The following is a 16,057-nucleotide window of genomic DNA, read 5'->3' on the forward strand; positions in this document are numbered from 1 at the left end:
GGTGAAAACGGTGATAGAGTTTGTAAAAGGGACCATTGATTATGTGTGCCCGCAATATGTTGTCATAGAAAACGGCGGAGTGGGATATCAAGTCTATAGCCCAAACCCGTTTATCTATCAAATCAATAAACAAGAAACGATTTATACGTATCATTACATAAAGGAAGACGCTTTTTCGTTATATGGATTTCAAACACGAGAAGAAAAAGCGCTGTTCACAAAACTGTTAAATGTCACAGGGATTGGGCCGAAGGGGGCTCTAGCGATTCTTGCTTCAGGAGATCCTGGCGCTGTCATTTCAGCGATAGAACGTGAAGATGAAGCGTTCCTGATTAAATTCCCTGGTGTTGGCAAAAAGACAGCTCGCCAAATCATTCTCGACCTAAAAGGAAAGCTAGCTGATGTTGTGCCTGAAATGATTGGCAATCTATTTAATCACGAGGACCATATTCAGGTCGAAACGCAGCAAACGGCATTAGACGAAGCGCTTGAAGCCTTAAGTGTTCTCGGATACGGTGATCGCGAAATTAAAAAGGTTCTTCCATTGTTAAAAGAAGAAAAGAATCTCACAACCGATCAATATGTGAAAAAAGCTTTACAAAAAATGTTGAAATAGGGTGATGTCTCATGGATGAACGGCTCGTCTCAACTGAAGCAGACAACCATGAATCAGCCATTGAGCAAAGTCTGCGGCCACAGACACTTAGCCAATATATCGGTCAGCAAAAAGTAAAGGATAACCTCAGCGTGTTTATTGAAGCTGCCCGGATGAGGCAGGAAACACTCGATCATGTCCTTTTATACGGACCGCCCGGACTCGGGAAAACAACGCTCGCGTCGATTATTGCCAATGAAATGAATGTTCAGCTGCGGACAACATCTGGACCAGCGATTGAACGTCCTGGCGATTTGGCGGCGATCTTGACTTCTCTTGAGCCAGGTGATGTGTTGTTTATAGATGAAATTCATCGCTTGCAGCGCTCAATTGAGGAAGTGCTTTATCCAGCAATGGAGGATTTTTGTTTAGATATCGTCATTGGCAAAGGAGATACAGCGCGCTCTGTACGGCTTGATTTACCGCCATTTACACTTGTAGGTGCCACGACCCGTGTCGGGCTTTTAACAGCGCCGCTTCGTGACAGGTTTGGAGTACATGCAAGATTGGAATACTATGAGCAAAGAGATTTGGCTCACATTGTTTCAAGAACAGCAGAGCTGTTCGAGATTGGGATCGATCTTCGCTCAGCCGAAGAGATCGCAAGACGTTCCCGCGGTACGCCGAGGGTTGCCAATCGTCTACTCAGAAGAGTAAGAGATTTTGCGCAGGTGCTTGGGAATCACGCGATTACCGAGGACATTGCAGAAGATGCCCTTGAGCGCCTTCAAGTCGACAAGCTTGGTCTTGATCATATCGACCATAAGCTGCTTTTAAGTATGATTGAAAAATTTAGAGGCGGGCCTGTTGGGCTTGATACGATCTCAGCGACAATTGGAGAAGAATCACATACGATTGAAGATGTGTACGAACCGTATTTACTGCAAATTGGTTTCCTGCAAAGAACACCAAGAGGACGGGTCGTCACAAGAGAAGCGTATGAACATTTTCAAATGGAGGTTCCGATTCGTGACTGAATTCCCTAAAATATTGATGATTTTAGGTGGTGTCCTTTTTGCCGCAGGATTAGGTTTTCAATTGGTTGGTAAGCTTCCAGGTGATATTTTTGTGAAAAAAGGAAATGTGACATTCTTTTTTCCTGTGATCACATGCATTGTCATTAGCATCGTGCTAACCATATTACTGAATATCTTTGGACGGATGAAATAACGTTAACTAGTTAACTACAGAATAGGTGAAGGAAATGAAGTTAGAACTATTTGATTTTGATTTACCAGAAAGATTGATTGCACAAGTACCGCTTGAAAAACGAGACGCATCAAGACTGATGGTCTTAAATAAACAAACGGGTGCAATCAAACACGATACATTCTCACAAATCACCGATTATTTTCAAACGGGTGATTGTCTCGTTTTAAATAATACGCGCGTTCTGCCGGCACGTTTGTTTGGAATGAAAGAGGATACAGGTGCAAAAGTTGAACTTCTTCTCTTAAAACAAGAGGAAGGCGACAAATGGGAGACACTTGTAAAGCCAGCCAAACGGGTGAAAAAAGGAACAGTGATCACATTTGGTGATGGAAGGCTTCAAGCGGTATGTACAGAAGAATTAGATCATGGCGGCAGAAAAGTTGAGTTTCAGTATACCGGCATTTTTTATGAAGTACTTGAATCCCTTGGTGAAATGCCGCTGCCTCCTTATATTAAAGAGCAGCTTGACGATCGTGAACGCTATCAAACGGTGTATTCGAAAGAGGTCGGCTCCGCTGCTGCTCCAACTGCTGGTCTTCACTTTACAAACGAACTGCTGGATGCGCTGAAAGCAAAGGGTGTGCACATCGCATTCATTACACTGCACGTGGGGCTTGGTACTTTTCGTCCGGTCAGTGCAGATCGTATTGAAGAACACGAAATGCACGCGGAATTTTACGAAATGAATGAAGAAACAGCGGCAGAGCTTAATCGCGTTCGCAAAGAAGGCGGGCGGATTATTTCAGTGGGGACAACGTCAACGAGAACGCTAGAAACCATTGCAAGTGCGCATGACGGTGAATTCAAAGCGTCAAGCGGCTGGACGTCAATCTTTATTTACCCCGGCTACACATTCAAGGCAATTGATGGCATGATCACGAATTTCCATCTGCCAAAATCCTCGTTAATCATGCTTGTCAGCGCATTAGCTGGACGAGAGCATGTCCTAAAAGCGTACAATGAGGCTGTAAAAGAGGAATACCGTTTCTTCAGCTTTGGCGATGCCATGCTGATTCAATAACATCATACAACAAAGACAGGAGGGCTCATTTTGTCGCAATTACCGATACGTTATGAGTTCATTAAATCATGCAAACAAACAGGTGCACGACTAGGGCGCGTTCATACACCGCACGGCTCCTTTGACACACCTGTATTTATGCCGGTAGGTACACTGGCTACAGTCAAAACGATGGCGCCTGAAGAACTAAAGGCAATGGAAGCAGGCATCATCTTAAGCAATACGTACCACCTATGGCTCCGTCCGGGTCATGACATTGTGAAAGAAGCAGGCGGCCTGCATAAATTTATGAACTGGGATCGAGCGATTTTGACCGACTCAGGCGGATTCCAAGTCTTCTCTTTGAGTGAATTTAGAAAAATTGAAGAAGAAGGCGTCCACTTCCGTAATCACTTAAATGGAGATAAGTTGTTCCTTTCTCCTGAGAAGGCCATGGACATTCAAAATGCGCTTGGCTCTGATATTATGATGGCATTTGATGAATGCCCGCCATATCCAGCAGAATACGATTACATGAAACGTTCTGTAGAGCGGACAAGCAGATGGGCAGAACGCTGTCTAGGAGCACATCAGCGTCCAGAGGATCAAGGGCTGTTTGGAATCATCCAAGGCGGAGAATACGAAGAGCTTCGTAAACAAAGTGCAAAAGATCTCGTGTCACTTGATTTCCCAGGTTACGCCATCGGAGGCTTATCTGTTGGGGAACCAAAAGATGTGATGAACCGTGTACTCGAGTTCACAACGCCATTGTTACCAGCAGACAAGCCAAGGTACTTAATGGGTGTCGGCTCACCAGATTCCTTAATTGACGGCGCCATTCGCGGTGTAGATATGTTTGACTGCGTGCTGCCAACACGAATTGCTAGAAACGGTACGCTCATGACAAGCGAAGGACGTCTAGTTGTGAAAAATGCAAAATATGAGCGTGATTTCAGACCAATCGATGAAAATTGTGACTGCTACACATGTAAAAACTACACACGCGCTTATATTAGACATTTGATCAAAACAAATGAAACGTTCGGAATTCGATTAACAACTTATCATAATCTTCATTTTCTGTTAAAATTAATGGAGCAAGTGAGAGAAGCTATCCGTGAGGATCGTTTAGGTGATTTTAAAGAAGAGTTTTTTGAGCGTTACGGCTTTAACGAACCGAATGCGAAAAACTTTTAACGCATAAACGAAAAGGCTTTACAATGCTTTAGAAAGGGGTGAAATAGAATGGATGGTGGTATGGGTTCAATCATTATGATTGTTGTCATGTTTGCTGTGCTTTACTTCTTATTAATCCGTCCACAGCAAAAGCAACAAAAAGCTGTGCGTCAGATGCAGCAATCTTTATCAAAAGGCGATAAAATCGTCACAATCGGTGGTTTACACGGTGAAATCGACTACATTGATGAATCAAAAGTGGTCATCAAAACAAGCGAAAACAACCGTTTAACTTTCGATCGTCGTGCTATTAGAGAATTAGCTGACAAAGGCTAATCCTCCGATACATAGCCATAAAAAAAAGAGCGATATAGATCCGCTCTTTTTTTATTTGCCTCGAAGATTGACGCCAATCATTCCGCCGAGCATACAAATCCCTAGAAATGCCCCATGATAGATGAACTGCTCTGGTGAAAAGGTTTCTCCAAACCCTAAATATTGAAACAAAAATACAGTGAGGGAAAAGATCAGCGAAGTAATCGCACCAATGAACCAGCCGCGCTCCTTTGCCTTTCCTCCAGAAATGATCCCCCCTAATAAAAGTGCCACAAAGGACAAAATCATAATCATCCATTTAAACGATGATTCCTGCATACTTGTGAAGGTAAGCATGAGCGATACAAGTAAGCTTGTGACAATCATGACGATAAAAATGGCCATTAAGCCGGATAAAATCCCTTTTCCGATTTGTTTCGTTTCCTGCATGTGATTCGTCTCCTCTCCAATTGACCGAAGCTTGTCTTTTACTAAAATGTATTCACATAGAAGAAAAAATAGACATGTTTCTCACGATAAAAACAGAGGCTTTCTTTTCTACATAAATAAAGGGTTTTGACACAAGCTATGGTGGAGAAGGAGGGTTTACATCACATGCAGGACATCTTGATTATCTCCATGAGAACAATCATTTTATATTTTCTTATTTGGTTTATTTTTCGGTTAATGGGCAAGAGAGAAATTGGCGAATTGAGTATTTTAGATCTTGTCATTTTTATGATGATCGCAGAAATTGCGGTTCTTGCTATAGAAGAAGTCGAGGATCACATGTTACATACGGTATGGCCGATCCTGCTGTTAACCTTCATTCAAATCACACTTGCCTATCTCTCATTGAAATTCCAAGGTGTCCGGCGCTTTCTTGACGGCAAACCGGTCCTGCTCATCATTAATGGGAAAATTGACGAGGGTGCGATGAGAAAACAGCGATACAATTTTGATGACCTGCTCATTCAATTAAGAGAAAACAACATCGATAGCATTCAGGATGTGTCTTACGCCATTTTAGAGCCATCCGGAAAGCTTGCGGTTGTCGAAAAAGAAAACAAGCACACACACGGAGCGCTTGAGCTGCCACTTATTGCTGATGGCGTTGTACAGCACGATCATTTGAAGCAAATTAATCAAAATGAACAGTGGCTGAAAGATGAGCTTGCCAAAAGGGGCTATCATGAAATTGATCAAATTTCCTACTGCAGCTTTAATCAAAAGACGTTTTATATTGATTTGAAAGATGAAGTGATCAAGAAGAAATGAGCTAAAGCAGTTTCCCTATAAACGGGATACGGCGAAGCTCTTCTCGCTTCACTAGCCCTAGACAGATTAATAGAATGACATACATTACGCACGTAACAAAGATCAGCATCACAAGCTCAATCGGGGCAGAAAAGAGCCCGTTTACTTGAGATTTCAGCCAAAGGCTCACGGCTCCAGTGCCGATGATCACAAGAACGCATATCCCATATTCCTTCATTGGTAAATGAATAGGCAGTACTTTACCGACAGTTGCCGCATGAAGCAGCGTGACAAGGACGATGCCGATTAATATTGCAAGTGCTGCCCCCATAATGCCAAAGCCCGGCTGTGAAGCAAGAACAAAAATCATTCCTGTTTTCACAACAGCACCTATCAGACTATTCGTCATCGCCGCACCAGCCAAATTAAGTGCTTGCAAGACGGCTTGAAGCGGCCCTTGAAAATAATATAGAAGAAAAAATGGTGCCATGAATTTCACATAAATAGCCGCATGCGATGTACCATACATAAAGAGCGTTAAATCTTCTGCGTAAACGAAAAGAATAATACAGGAAATACCCCCGCTGAGTAGACAAAGACGCATCGCCTGCTTCAGCCGGTATTCGACCGTTTTGCGTTTGTTCTGCTCCATTCCTTCACTGATCGCCGGGACTAATGCCGTGGCGAGTGAATACGTAATGAAGCTTGGCAGTGTCAAAAGAGTCAGCGCAAGACCAGTCAATTCCCCGTACTGTCTTGTCGCCTCAACAGCCGCATATCCAGCAATGGCAAGACTCTGCGCGACAACTATCGGCTCTAAAAACCACGAAATATTCCCGATAAAACGGCTGCCTGTTGTTGGCAGGGCAATACTCATCAGCTGCTTAAACGTGTCCTTACCGTCATGAATCGCCTTAAAAAATCGTTTTCGAATACGAATGGTCTTTTTATAACGAAAGGCAATCAGTAAATAAGCAAGTGAAATCATCTCTCCAATAACAGATGAAATCATCGCACCTGCTGCCGCATATTCAATCCCATAAGGAAGGAAAGCCGTTGTACATACTGCCACTAGAGAAATTCTTGCAACCTGTTCCAGTACTTGAGATATGGCAAGCGGGCTCATTTGCTGTCTGCCTTGAAAATATCCTCTTAGCACACTGGAAATGGCGATGACTGGGACAACGGGCGTAATGGCAAGCAGTGGATAGACCGTTCTAGGATCTGTCAGCATATTTTCTGCCATGATGGGTGCAAACCATAAAAAGAGCGGCGTGAATATCAGGCTGAGAGTCCCTGTTATCGCAAGAGACATGACAAGAATTCGTTTTGTTTTCTGTTTGTCACCCCGGGCTTCTGCTTCTGCGACAAGCTTGCTGATAGCGACAGGCAGTCCGAATTGTGTTAGCGTCACAGCGAGAAAAAAGGTAGGAGCAGCCATCATATAAAGCCCGACTCCTTCTTCGCCAATGAACCTTGCAATGACAATTCGATTGACAAAACCCAATATTCTCGTGATAAAACCTGCTAAAATTAAAATAATCGTGCCCTTTAAAAACGTTTGCTTCGTCAAATCAAAGATCACCTGCCTTCTCAAACGACATAGAATCATATACAATAAGATATGCGTGTATATCGTCCAAGCATGACAAGTCTCTCGATAAAAACTGAAAAGGGGGAGCGTCCCATTGACACAACATCCGGCTGCAATTTACAAAGACCATTTAAAGCCTTTTCTGTTCAGTAAGCTTGAAGAATTCATCGTTTTGGGCTATAAAGATGTAGATTTAGAGGAATTATGGTCATACTTAGAGAATAAGAAGTGGAAGAAAAAACAAGAGTATCCGATTCATGAAATGGTTGCAGATATTTTATCTGTGAAAATTGGCGAATTTATGAACTATGCAACCGTTCAGTCGTTTAAAACGTCTGCTTTTTTGGACAGTGAAGATGGCAAGAATATGCTAGATGAACTGTTGAAATAAGCCATCTTAATGGATTCAGGTGTTTAAGGAGGAAATACATAATGAAAAAAGGGCGCATTCTTGCGTTTTTCTTAGTGGTTCTGTTAATCGGAACTGGCGTAGGCTTACTAACAAAGCCTGTTGCGAAAGATATGACGCTAGGGCTGGATTTACAGGGTGGATTTGAGGTCCTGTATGATGTACATCCAGTGAAAAAAGAGGATAAAATCACAAATAGTGTCCTCGTCAGTACAGTGGAGGCTTTAAACCGAAGAGCCAATGTGCTAGGTGTAAGTGAGCCGAACATCTCGATTGAAGGCAACAATCGTATCCGTGTGCAGCTTGCGGGAGTAAAAGATCAAAACAGAGCTAGGGAGATTCTTTCCACTGAAGCACAGCTATCCTTCAGAGATACGAATGATAAAGAACTCCTTAACGGGGCTGACCTGGTCGAAAACAGTGCAAAACAAACATTCAGTCAAACGAATGAGCCAATTGTGACGGTTAAACTAAAGGATGCGAAAAAATTTGGTGACGTCACAAGAAAAGTAGCGGCGATGGCGCCGAATAACCAGCTTGTCATTTGGCTTGATTACCACAAAGGAGATTCCTTCAAAAAAGAAGTCTCAAAATCAAACCATAAGTATGTCTCTGCACCGAATGTGAATCAAGAAATCAACAGCAGTGACGTGCAAATTGAAGGGAAATTTACTGTCCAAGAGGCAAAGGACCTTGCAAGTATTTTAAATGCCGGGGCATTGCCAGTGAAATTAACAGAAAAATATTCAACATCTGTGAGTGCACAGTTTGGTGAACAAGCACTGGACGAAACAGTGTTCGCAGGAATTGTAGGAATCGCATTTATCTTCTTATTCATGCTGCTTTATTACCGATTACCTGGTCTTATCGCTGTCATCACACTTTCAGCTTATATTTACATTACGCTTCAAGTGTTTGATTGGATGGGTGCAGTCATGACGCTGCCTGGAATTGCGGCATTGATTCTAGGGGTAGGGATGGCTGTTGATGCCAACATTATTACTTATGAGCGGATCAAAGAAGAGCTCAAGCTCGGCAAATCAGTCCGTTCTGCTTTCAGATCAGGGAACCGCCGATCATTTGCAACCATCTTTGATGCAAACTTAACAAGTATTATTGCCGGCGGCGTGCTGTTCTTCTTCGGGACAAGCTCGGTAAAAGGATTTGCAACGATGCTCATCCTATCGATTTTAACTAGCTTTATCACAGCTGTCTTCCTATCAAGATTCCTTCTTGGTCTTCTTGTTGAAAGCCGCTATCTTGACCGGAGAAAAGGCTGGTTTGGTGTTCGTCAAAAAGACATTATGAACATTCATGAAACAACAGAAACCACCGAGCCAAAAACACCATTTGATAAGTGGGATTTCGTCAGCAAACGTAAAGGATTTATGATTTTCTCAGCTACTATCACCATTGCGGGAATCATCGTTCTTTCCATCTTCAAGCTGAATGCGGGAATTGACTTTACTAGTGGAACTAGAATTGATATCCAAAGTGATCACAAGCTGTCAACTGAACAAGTCGAGCAAGACTTTAAAAAGCTGGACCTTGAGACAGACAGTGTCGTGTTATCGGGTCAAAAAGAAAATCAGGCAGCAGCGAGATTTGTCGGTGTGCCGAACAAAGAAAAGATTGCTGAAGTGAAAGATTACTTCAAAGATAAATACGGAACGGAGCCGAACGTAAGTACAGTGTCTCCGACTGTTGGGAAAGAACTTGCCCGAAATGCATTATATGCTGTCATCATTGCTTCAATCGGGATCATTTTATATGTCTCCGTTCGATTTGAATATAAAATGGCCATTGCAGCGATTATTTCACTGCTGTATGACGCGTTCTTTATCGTGGCCTTCTTTAGTATTACGCGTTTAGAGGTGGATGTCACCTTCATTGCGGCGATCCTCACAGTCATCGGATATTCGATCAACGACACGATCGTCACCTTTGACAGGGTTCGTGAACAAATGAAGAAGCGCAAACCAAAAACCATTGAAGATCTATCGTACATTGTGAACTTAAGTTTACAGCAAACCTTTACGCGATCTGTCAACACGGTATTAACCGTACTTGTCGTTGTAATCGCACTGCTTATCTTTGGATCAGCGTCAATTACGAACTTCTCCATCGCCTTACTTGTCGGTCTGTTAACAGGGGTGTACTCATCTCTATATATCGCAGCGCAAATTTGGCTCATGTGGAAAGGCCGTGAGATGAAAAAACCGGCGAAGATTGATACTGAGCAAGATATTTAATTGAGTGAGACTGCCTAAATGGCAGTCTTTTTTCTTTAGTTTTTCCGAAAATAAGACGATTCGAAAAAACATTCCGGGTATCATTGATCTTGAAATGGTCTTTTGCTATAATGACATACGTTTAGACAAGTATAGAAAGCAAGTGTCCGTTTGAGGCATTTGGCTTTGGTGGGGCTGTTATGAAGGTTCGGGAAACTGAACTGCCAGGTATCGGTCACAAAGCCGAAATGATCACAAGAAATAATGAGAAGCTTGCCATCATTACACACGATGACGGCAGGAGAGAAATGTATCATTTTCAAGAGGACGATCATGAAGAATCTATTTCTGATATCTTGCTAAACGATGAAGAAGCAAGACAAATTGCAGCAATCTTAGGCGGCATGGTATATAAGCCGAAAGCGCTTGAAACTGTAGAAGTATCATGCCTATACTGATAGATTTTCTTCCGCGCTTTTCTTTCTGTGTTTAAAAAGGACTATGAAAAGGGAAGAATAAAAGAAAAAGCTTGGGGGATATGTAGATGAACAAACAACAATGGACCATCATACTCGCATTTATTTTCGTATTAATTGTCTCAGTATTTGCCGTGATCAATGTGCGGCCGGTGCAAGTTGACTACTTATTTGGATCGGCTGAATGGCCGCTGATCCTTGTCATTATTGGTTCTGTGCTCATGGGCGGACTCATTGTGGCTTTTGCAGGGATTTTCCAAATTATGAAACTAAAACGTGAACTAAAGGCATTAAAAGCTGAGCGTGCAGCCGCACCTGCACCTGCTGTTTCGAATAAAAAGATCGACAAAGACGTTCAAAAGAAACCGAATGTGACGCCTTTAAAAGAACAGCCAGCATCATTTAACCGGAAGGAAAAATAATCTTCCAGCACAATTTCATAAAATAAAAATTGAAACCCCTCAGGCCACTCTAGTATAATAGTGTGGTTGAGGGGTGAATTTATGTTATTATCCAAAATGCGCTGGGAATATGAACATCCAAGCGAAGAAAAAGTGAAATCACTCTCTGAAAATCTGAATATTTCAGCGCTGACTGCATCGCTTCTTGTAAAAAGAGGACTTGAAGAAGTAGAAGAAGCGAGGTCTTTTTTATTTGATCAAAAAGCCGAATTTCATGATCCATTTCTATTAAAAGGAATGAAAGAGGCAGTAGAGCGCATCAACACAGCGATCGAAGAGCAGGAATCGATTGTGATCTTCGGAGACTATGATGCGGATGGTGTGACAAGTACGTCTGTGCTTTTACATACATTAAAAGAGTTGTCTGCGAAAGTAGACTTTTATATTCCAGATCGATTTAAAGAAGGCTATGGGCCTAATGAACAGGCTTTCCGATATATCAAAGAGCAAGGCGCATCGCTTGTCATCACCGTCGATACAGGCATTGCAGCTGTAAATGAAGCACGTATTGCAAAAGAAATAGGGTTAGACCTGATCATTACAGATCACCATGAACCAAGTGAGGAACTGCCTGAGGCACTTGCGATTGTTCATCCTAAGCAGCCAGGCTGTGAGTATCCCTTTAAAGAACTTGCCGGTGTAGGCGTAGCATTTAAAGTGGCGCATGCACTTCTTGGAAAGCTGCCAACTCAGCTGTTAGATCTTGCGGCAATTGGGACAATAGCGGATCTTGTGCCGCTTCATGATGAGAATAGATGGCTCGCTAAAAAAGGGCTTATGCAGCTTAGGCAGTCGAATAGACCGGGGCTGAAGGCGTTATTGAAAGAAGCAGGTGCTACTCTTGAAGAAGCAAATGAGGAAACGGTCGGCTTTCAAATTGCGCCAAGGCTGAATGCTGTAGGACGAATTGAACAGGCCGATCCAGCTGTTCATCTTCTCATGACAGAGGATAAGGATGAAGCAGAAGAACTCGCTCGTTTTGTACAAGAACTGAATAAAGAACGTCAAAAAATTGTGAGTACGATCACAGAAGAAGCCATTCAAATGGTGGAAGAGACAGGTGATGACCAGTCTGCAATCGTTGTAGCGAAAGCTGGCTGGAATCCGGGTGTTGTCGGAATTGTTGCCTCTAAATTGACGGATAAATTTTCTCGTCCTGCGATTGTGCTTGGAATAGATGAAGAGACGCAAATGGCAAAAGGATCAGCGCGGAGTATTCCTGGCTTCGATCTATTTTTCCATTTAAGCAAATGCCGTGACATTCTGCCGCATTTTGGCGGGCACCCAATGGCTGCGGGTATGACACTTCGAGCGGATGATGTTCCTTTACTAAGGGAAAGATTAAATCAATATGCGAATGAAACGTTGACAGAAGAAGACTTTATTCCGATTCAGCGGGTCGATGCTGTATGCAAGGTAGACGAGTTGACGGTTGAAGCAATTGAAGAAGTGGGGATGCTGTCACCATTTGGCATGCAGAATCCAAAGCCGTTCATCATGATTGAAGATGTGAGACTTGAAGAAATCCGAACAATTGGAGCAAATCAGAATCATATTAAAATGTCTCTGAAAGACGAAGACCAGCTGCTTGACTGTGTCGGTTTTCATCAAGGTCAATTAAAAGAAGAAGTTGTCACAGGTAGCCGCATTTCCGTCATTGGTGAAATGTCCATCAATGAATGGAATAACCGGAAGAAACCACAGCTCATGCTAAAAGATGCCCGAGTAGATGAGTGGCAGCTGTTTGATTTGCGCGGCAAAAAAGATTGGGAAAAGACAATCTCCACGCTTGACCCAGAAAAATATGAGGTGGTCTGTTTTGACGAAGAAACAAAACAGGAAGTCAAAATCCCGATTCATCATGTCCATGCAGAAAATGTTTCAACATTCAATGTAGAAGGCAAGTATGTTGTCTTTGCAGATGTTCCAGCAGATGAACACTTACTAAGGCAGCTGTTAGTAAACCAAAAGCCAGCTAGAGTTTATACGGTTTTCCAAAGAAAAGAAGATCATTTCATGTCCTCTTTCCCTAGCCGCGATCAATTCAAATGGTTTTATGGATTCTTGTTAAAGCGAGGAAGTTTCCCTCTCAAGGAGCAAGGAATGGAGCTTGCGAAACATAGAGGCTGGACAAAAGATACAATGATTTTTATGACAAAGGTGTTTTTTGAACTCGGTTTTGTTAAAATAGAGAATGGTGTGCTGTCAATAGTACGTGATGCCCCTAAAAAAGATTTAACGGCATCAGCATCCTATACAGCAAAACAACGATTGATGGAACTCGATCAAACACTAACATATTCCTCAGCCAAAGAGCTGAAGGAATGGCTGAATAGCATGATGAGCGAAGTCTCACCTGTGCTTTGACGTACGAGGAGGAAAAGGAAAAGATGGATTTAAAACAATATGTGACAGTTGTACCTGACTACCCAAAGGAAGGTGTACAATTTAAAGATATTACAACGTTAATGGATAAAGGCGAAGTGTACCGTTATGCAACGGATCAAATCGTTGAATACGCGAAGGAAAGAGACATTGATCTCATTGTTGGACCTGAAGCGCGTGGATTCATTATTGGCTGCCCTGTAGCTTACGCACTTGGTGTAGGTTTTGCACCGGTTCGTAAAGAAGGAAAGCTTCCTCGTGAAGTCGTTAAAGTCGAATACGGCTTAGAATATGGGAAAGATGTATTAACGATTCATAAAGATGCGATTCGTCCTGGTCAACGTGTATTGATTACAGATGACTTACTTGCGACTGGTGGAACAATTGAAGCGTCCATCAAGCTTGTAGAGGAATTGGGCGGCGTTGTGGCAGGAATTGCATTCTTGATTGAGCTGACGTATCTGGACGGCAGAAAGAAGCTTGACGGTTACGATATCTTGACGTTAATGCAATACTAATGGAGTTTTACGAAAAAAGCACTCGGTAAGAAGGGTGCTTTTTTCCTATCAAAAATCTTTTAGCGGACTTCTTCTCTTTACATCTATCGAATTTTTCTTGATAATAAACTACAATACAGTTTTCATTTAAAAAGGTGATTCCATGGCGAACGAACAAGTTTTAACGGCGCAGCAGGTCATTGACAAGGCAAGAGAATACCTGTCCGCTGAACATATTCAATTTATAGAGCGAGCATATGAATATGCTGAAAATGCACATAAGGAGCAATACCGGAAGTCTGGTGAGCCTTATATTATCCATCCAATTCAAGTGGCGGGGATTCTTGTTGACCTTGAAATGGACCCATCGACCATTGCAGGAGGTTTCCTGCACGATGTTGTCGAGGATACAGATGTGACATTACAGGATTTAAAAGAGCATTTTAACGAAGAAGTTGCGATGCTTGTTGATGGTGTAACAAAGCTCGGGAAGATTAAATATAAATCACAAGAAGAACAGCAGGCCGAAAACCATCGAAAAATGTTTGTGGCAATGGCGCAGGATATACGCGTCATCTTGATTAAACTGGCAGACCGTCTGCACAATATGAGAACGCTCAAACACCTTCCTCAGGAAAAGCAGCGTAGAATTTCAAATGAAACCCTTGAAATCTTTGCACCGCTTGCGCACAGATTAGGGATTTCAAAGATTAAGTGGGAGCTTGAAGATACAGCGCTCCGTTACTTAAATCCGCAGCAATATTACCGGATCGTGAATCTCATGAAGCGTAAACGAGCGGAACGTGAGGAATACTTGGACGAGGTTGTCAATGAAGTAAAAGATCGGGTGTCAGAGGTAAACATCAAGGCTGAATTTTCCGGAAGACCAAAGCATATTTATAGTATTTATCGCAAAATGGTCCTGCAAAATAAGCAGTTTAATGAAATTTATGATCTGCTGGCCGTTCGTATTTTGGTTGACAGCATTAAAGACTGCTATGCCGTGCTCGGGATTATCCATACATGCTGGAAGCCGATGCCAGGCAGGTTTAAGGATTATATTGCAATGCCAAAGCCGAACATGTACCAATCGCTTCATACAACAGTGATTGGGCCAAAAGGTGACCCGCTTGAAGTTCAAATCCGAACAGTGGAAATGCATGAAATTGCAGAGTACGGAATTGCTGCACACTGGGCATACAAAGAAGGAAAAGAGTCAGCAGAATCAACGGAGGAAGCTGTCTTCCAGAAGAAGCTCTCTTGGTTTAGAGAAATCCTTGAATTCCAAAATGAATCGACAGATGCAGAAGAATTTATGGAATCATTAAAGATCGATCTCTTCTCTGATATGGTGTTTGTCTTTACTCCAAAAGGAGACGTCATTGAACTGCCATCGGGTTCCGTGCCGATTGACTTCTCTTACCGGATTCACTCGGAAATTGGGAACAAAACGATCGGTGCGAAGGTCAACGGAAAGATGGTCACGCTCGATCATAAATTGAAAACAGGTGACATTATTGAAATTCTGACATCAAAGCACAGCTATGGACCAAGTCAGGATTGGGTCAAACTTGCCCAAACCTCCCAAGCGAAGCACAAGATCAGACAGTTTTTCAAAAAACAGCGCCGTGAAGAAAATGTCGAAAAAGGCCGAGAACTCGTGGAGAAAGAAATCAAAAACCTTGAGTTTGATGTCAAAGACATTCTGACAGCTGAAAACCTGCAAAAAGTGGCTGACAAATTTAATTTCTCAAACGAAGAGGACATGTATGCAGCGGTTGGTTATAACGGAATTACTGCACTCCAAGTCGCCAATCGTTTAACTGAAAAAGAAAGAAAACAAAGAGATCAAGAAGAACAAGAAAAAACAGTTCAAGAAGTGACTGTAGAGCCAAAGACGTATCACGGGAAGAAACGAGAAGCAGGTGTAAGAGTCAAAGGGATAGATAACCTGCTTGTCCGCTTATCTAAGTGCTGTAATCCTGTTCCAGGTGATAGCATTGTTGGTTTTATTACGAAAGGCCGAGGCGTATCTGTTCACCGTGATGACTGTCCGAACGTGAAGACAGGAGAAGCGCAGGAACGGTTAATACCGGTTGAGTGGGAGCATGAACAGCCTGCTCGAAACCGTAAAGAATACAATGTGGAAATTGAAATATTAGGATATGACAGACGCGGCTTACTTAATGAGGTGCTTCAAGCAGTCAACGAAACCAAAACGAACATCTCGTCGGTTTCTGGTAAGTCTGATCGTAACAAAGTGGCGACGATCCATATGGCGATCTTTATTCAAAATATTAACCATTTACACAAAGTGGTAGAACGCATTAAACAAATCAAAGACATTTACTCTGTTCGCCGATTCATGAATTAGAAAGGAAGTATATCG

At 42.5% G+C, this 16,057-nt stretch carries 15 protein-coding genes and 1 pseudogene; 14 read left to right on the top strand and 2 right to left on the bottom strand.

All coding sequences use genetic code 11. The annotated features are described in order from the left end of the window. Nucleotides 1-10 precede the first annotated feature (10 nt). The 6 genes from ruvA to yajC are packed head-to-tail and all read left to right on the top strand — an operon-like array spanning nucleotide 11 to nucleotide 4,379. Entirely contained in the window at nucleotides 11-616 is a 606-nt protein-coding gene (gene ruvA, locus MHH40_RS16950) for a Holliday junction branch migration protein RuvA (RefSeq protein ID WP_044140019.1), read from the top strand. A gap of 11 nt (nucleotides 617-627) precedes the next feature. After that, a complete protein-coding gene (ruvB, locus tag MHH40_RS16955) occupies nucleotides 628-1,632 on the top strand; it encodes a Holliday junction branch migration DNA helicase RuvB (RefSeq protein ID WP_050943663.1) in 1,005 nt (334 codons plus the stop codon). After that, nucleotides 1,625-1,825: a DUF2905 domain-containing protein gene (locus MHH40_RS16960; RefSeq protein ID WP_003216361.1), complete on the top strand. Its 201-nt coding sequence runs from the start codon at nucleotides 1,625-1,627 to the stop codon at nucleotides 1,823-1,825. Before ruvB ends, MHH40_RS16960 begins: the two co-directional genes overlap by 8 nt. 34 nt (nucleotides 1,826-1,859) lie before the next feature. Beyond that, nucleotides 1,860-2,888: a tRNA preQ1(34) S-adenosylmethionine ribosyltransferase-isomerase QueA gene (gene queA / locus MHH40_RS16965; protein ID WP_050943664.1), complete on the top strand. Its 1,029-nt coding sequence runs from the start codon at nucleotides 1,860-1,862 to the stop codon at nucleotides 2,886-2,888. A gap of 30 nt (nucleotides 2,889-2,918) precedes the next feature. Further along, a complete protein-coding gene (gene tgt, locus MHH40_RS16970; protein WP_050943665.1) occupies nucleotides 2,919-4,064 on the top strand; it encodes a tRNA guanosine(34) transglycosylase Tgt in 1,146 nt (381 codons plus the stop codon). Nucleotides 4,065-4,112: 48 nt separating this feature from the next. Then, nucleotides 4,113-4,379 carry a preprotein translocase subunit YajC gene (yajC, locus tag MHH40_RS16975; RefSeq protein WP_003216659.1) on the top strand — a complete coding sequence of 89 codons (267 nt, stop codon included), beginning with the start codon at nucleotides 4,113-4,115 and terminating at the stop codon, nucleotides 4,377-4,379. A 51-nt stretch (nucleotides 4,380-4,430) separates the two neighbouring features. Here yajC and MHH40_RS16980 read toward each other — a convergent pair whose 3' ends face one another. Further along, nucleotides 4,431-4,808 carry a TIGR04086 family membrane protein gene (locus MHH40_RS16980; RefSeq protein ID WP_003216839.1) on the bottom strand — a complete coding sequence of 126 codons (378 nt, stop codon included), beginning with the start codon at nucleotides 4,806-4,808 and terminating at the stop codon, nucleotides 4,431-4,433. Nucleotides 4,809-4,973: 165 nt separating this feature from the next. Between MHH40_RS16980 and MHH40_RS16985 the strand changes: the two genes are divergently transcribed. Next, the gene (locus MHH40_RS16985; RefSeq protein ID WP_003216185.1) at nucleotides 4,974-5,636 is read left to right on the top strand and encodes a DUF421 domain-containing protein; all 663 of its coding nucleotides are present in this window, start codon (nucleotides 4,974-4,976) and stop codon (nucleotides 5,634-5,636) included. Between the two features lies 1 nt (nucleotide 5,637). Here MHH40_RS16985 and spoVB read toward each other — a convergent pair whose 3' ends face one another. Continuing rightward, complete coding sequence (spoVB, locus tag MHH40_RS16990; RefSeq protein WP_340901345.1) at nucleotides 5,638-7,188, bottom strand: stage V sporulation protein B; 1,551 nt, start codon at nucleotides 7,186-7,188, stop codon at nucleotides 5,638-5,640. 115 nt (nucleotides 7,189-7,303) lie between these two features. Here spoVB and MHH40_RS16995 point away from each other — a divergent pair, with 115 nt between their 5' ends. The 7 genes and pseudogenes from MHH40_RS16995 to MHH40_RS17025 all read left to right on the top strand — a co-directional run bounded on the left by MHH40_RS16995 (nucleotide 7,304) and on the right by MHH40_RS17025 (nucleotide 16,042). Next, nucleotides 7,304-7,600, top strand: a complete 297-nt coding sequence (locus tag MHH40_RS16995; RefSeq protein WP_003216788.1) for a post-transcriptional regulator — start codon at nucleotides 7,304-7,306, stop codon at nucleotides 7,598-7,600. A gap of 41 nt (nucleotides 7,601-7,641) precedes the next feature. Continuing rightward, nucleotides 7,642-9,870 (top strand): protein translocase subunit SecDF, encoded by a 2,229-nt coding sequence (secDF, locus tag MHH40_RS17000; RefSeq protein WP_003216337.1) that lies wholly within the window; start codon nucleotides 7,642-7,644, stop codon nucleotides 9,868-9,870. Nucleotides 9,871-10,049: 179 nt separating this feature from the next. After that, nucleotides 10,050-10,295 (top strand): annotated as a pseudogene (locus MHH40_RS17005) (cation:proton antiporter regulatory subunit); the annotation flags it as partial. 98 nt (nucleotides 10,296-10,393) lie between these two features. Beyond that, nucleotides 10,394-10,747, top strand: a complete 354-nt coding sequence (locus MHH40_RS17010; RefSeq protein WP_003216178.1) for a LapA family protein — start codon at nucleotides 10,394-10,396, stop codon at nucleotides 10,745-10,747. Nucleotides 10,748-10,828: 81 nt separating this feature from the next. Continuing rightward, complete coding sequence (recJ, locus tag MHH40_RS17015) at nucleotides 10,829-13,153, top strand: single-stranded-DNA-specific exonuclease RecJ (protein WP_050943667.1); 2,325 nt, start codon at nucleotides 10,829-10,831, stop codon at nucleotides 13,151-13,153. Nucleotides 13,154-13,176: 23 nt separating this feature from the next. Continuing rightward, nucleotides 13,177-13,689: an adenine phosphoribosyltransferase gene (locus MHH40_RS17020; protein ID WP_003216770.1), complete on the top strand. Its 513-nt coding sequence runs from the start codon at nucleotides 13,177-13,179 to the stop codon at nucleotides 13,687-13,689. A gap of 142 nt (nucleotides 13,690-13,831) precedes the next feature. Next, nucleotides 13,832-16,042 carry a RelA/SpoT family protein gene (locus MHH40_RS17025; protein WP_012010732.1) on the top strand — a complete coding sequence of 737 codons (2,211 nt, stop codon included), beginning with the start codon at nucleotides 13,832-13,834 and terminating at the stop codon, nucleotides 16,040-16,042. Nucleotides 16,043-16,057 lie beyond the last annotated feature (15 nt).

This window comes from Bacillus sp. FSL K6-2431 (assembly GCF_038005165.1).
Taxonomy (GTDB): domain Bacteria; phylum Bacillota; class Bacilli; order Bacillales; family Bacillaceae; genus Bacillus; species Bacillus pumilus.

Coding starts and splice junctions, on each gene's coding strand:
- ruvB (WP_050943663.1), top strand. CDS start 628: ATGGATGAACGGCTCGTCTCAACTGAAGCAGACAACCATGAATCAGCC.
- queA (WP_050943664.1), top strand. CDS start 1,860: ATGAAGTTAGAACTATTTGATTTTGATTTACCAGAAAGATTGATTGCA.
- yajC (WP_003216659.1), top strand. CDS start 4,113: ATGGATGGTGGTATGGGTTCAATCATTATGATTGTTGTCATGTTTGCT.
- MHH40_RS16980 (WP_003216839.1), bottom strand. CDS start 4,808: ATGCAGGAAACGAAACAAATCGGAAAAGGGATTTTATCCGGCTTAATG.
- MHH40_RS16985 (WP_003216185.1), top strand. CDS start 4,974: ATGCAGGACATCTTGATTATCTCCATGAGAACAATCATTTTATATTTT.
- secDF (WP_003216337.1), top strand. CDS start 7,642: ATGAAAAAAGGGCGCATTCTTGCGTTTTTCTTAGTGGTTCTGTTAATC.
- MHH40_RS17010 (WP_003216178.1), top strand. CDS start 10,394: ATGAACAAACAACAATGGACCATCATACTCGCATTTATTTTCGTATTA.
- recJ (WP_050943667.1), top strand. CDS start 10,829: ATGTTATTATCCAAAATGCGCTGGGAATATGAACATCCAAGCGAAGAA.
- MHH40_RS17020 (WP_003216770.1), top strand. CDS start 13,177: ATGGATTTAAAACAATATGTGACAGTTGTACCTGACTACCCAAAGGAA.
- MHH40_RS17025 (WP_012010732.1), top strand. CDS start 13,832: ATGGCGAACGAACAAGTTTTAACGGCGCAGCAGGTCATTGACAAGGCA.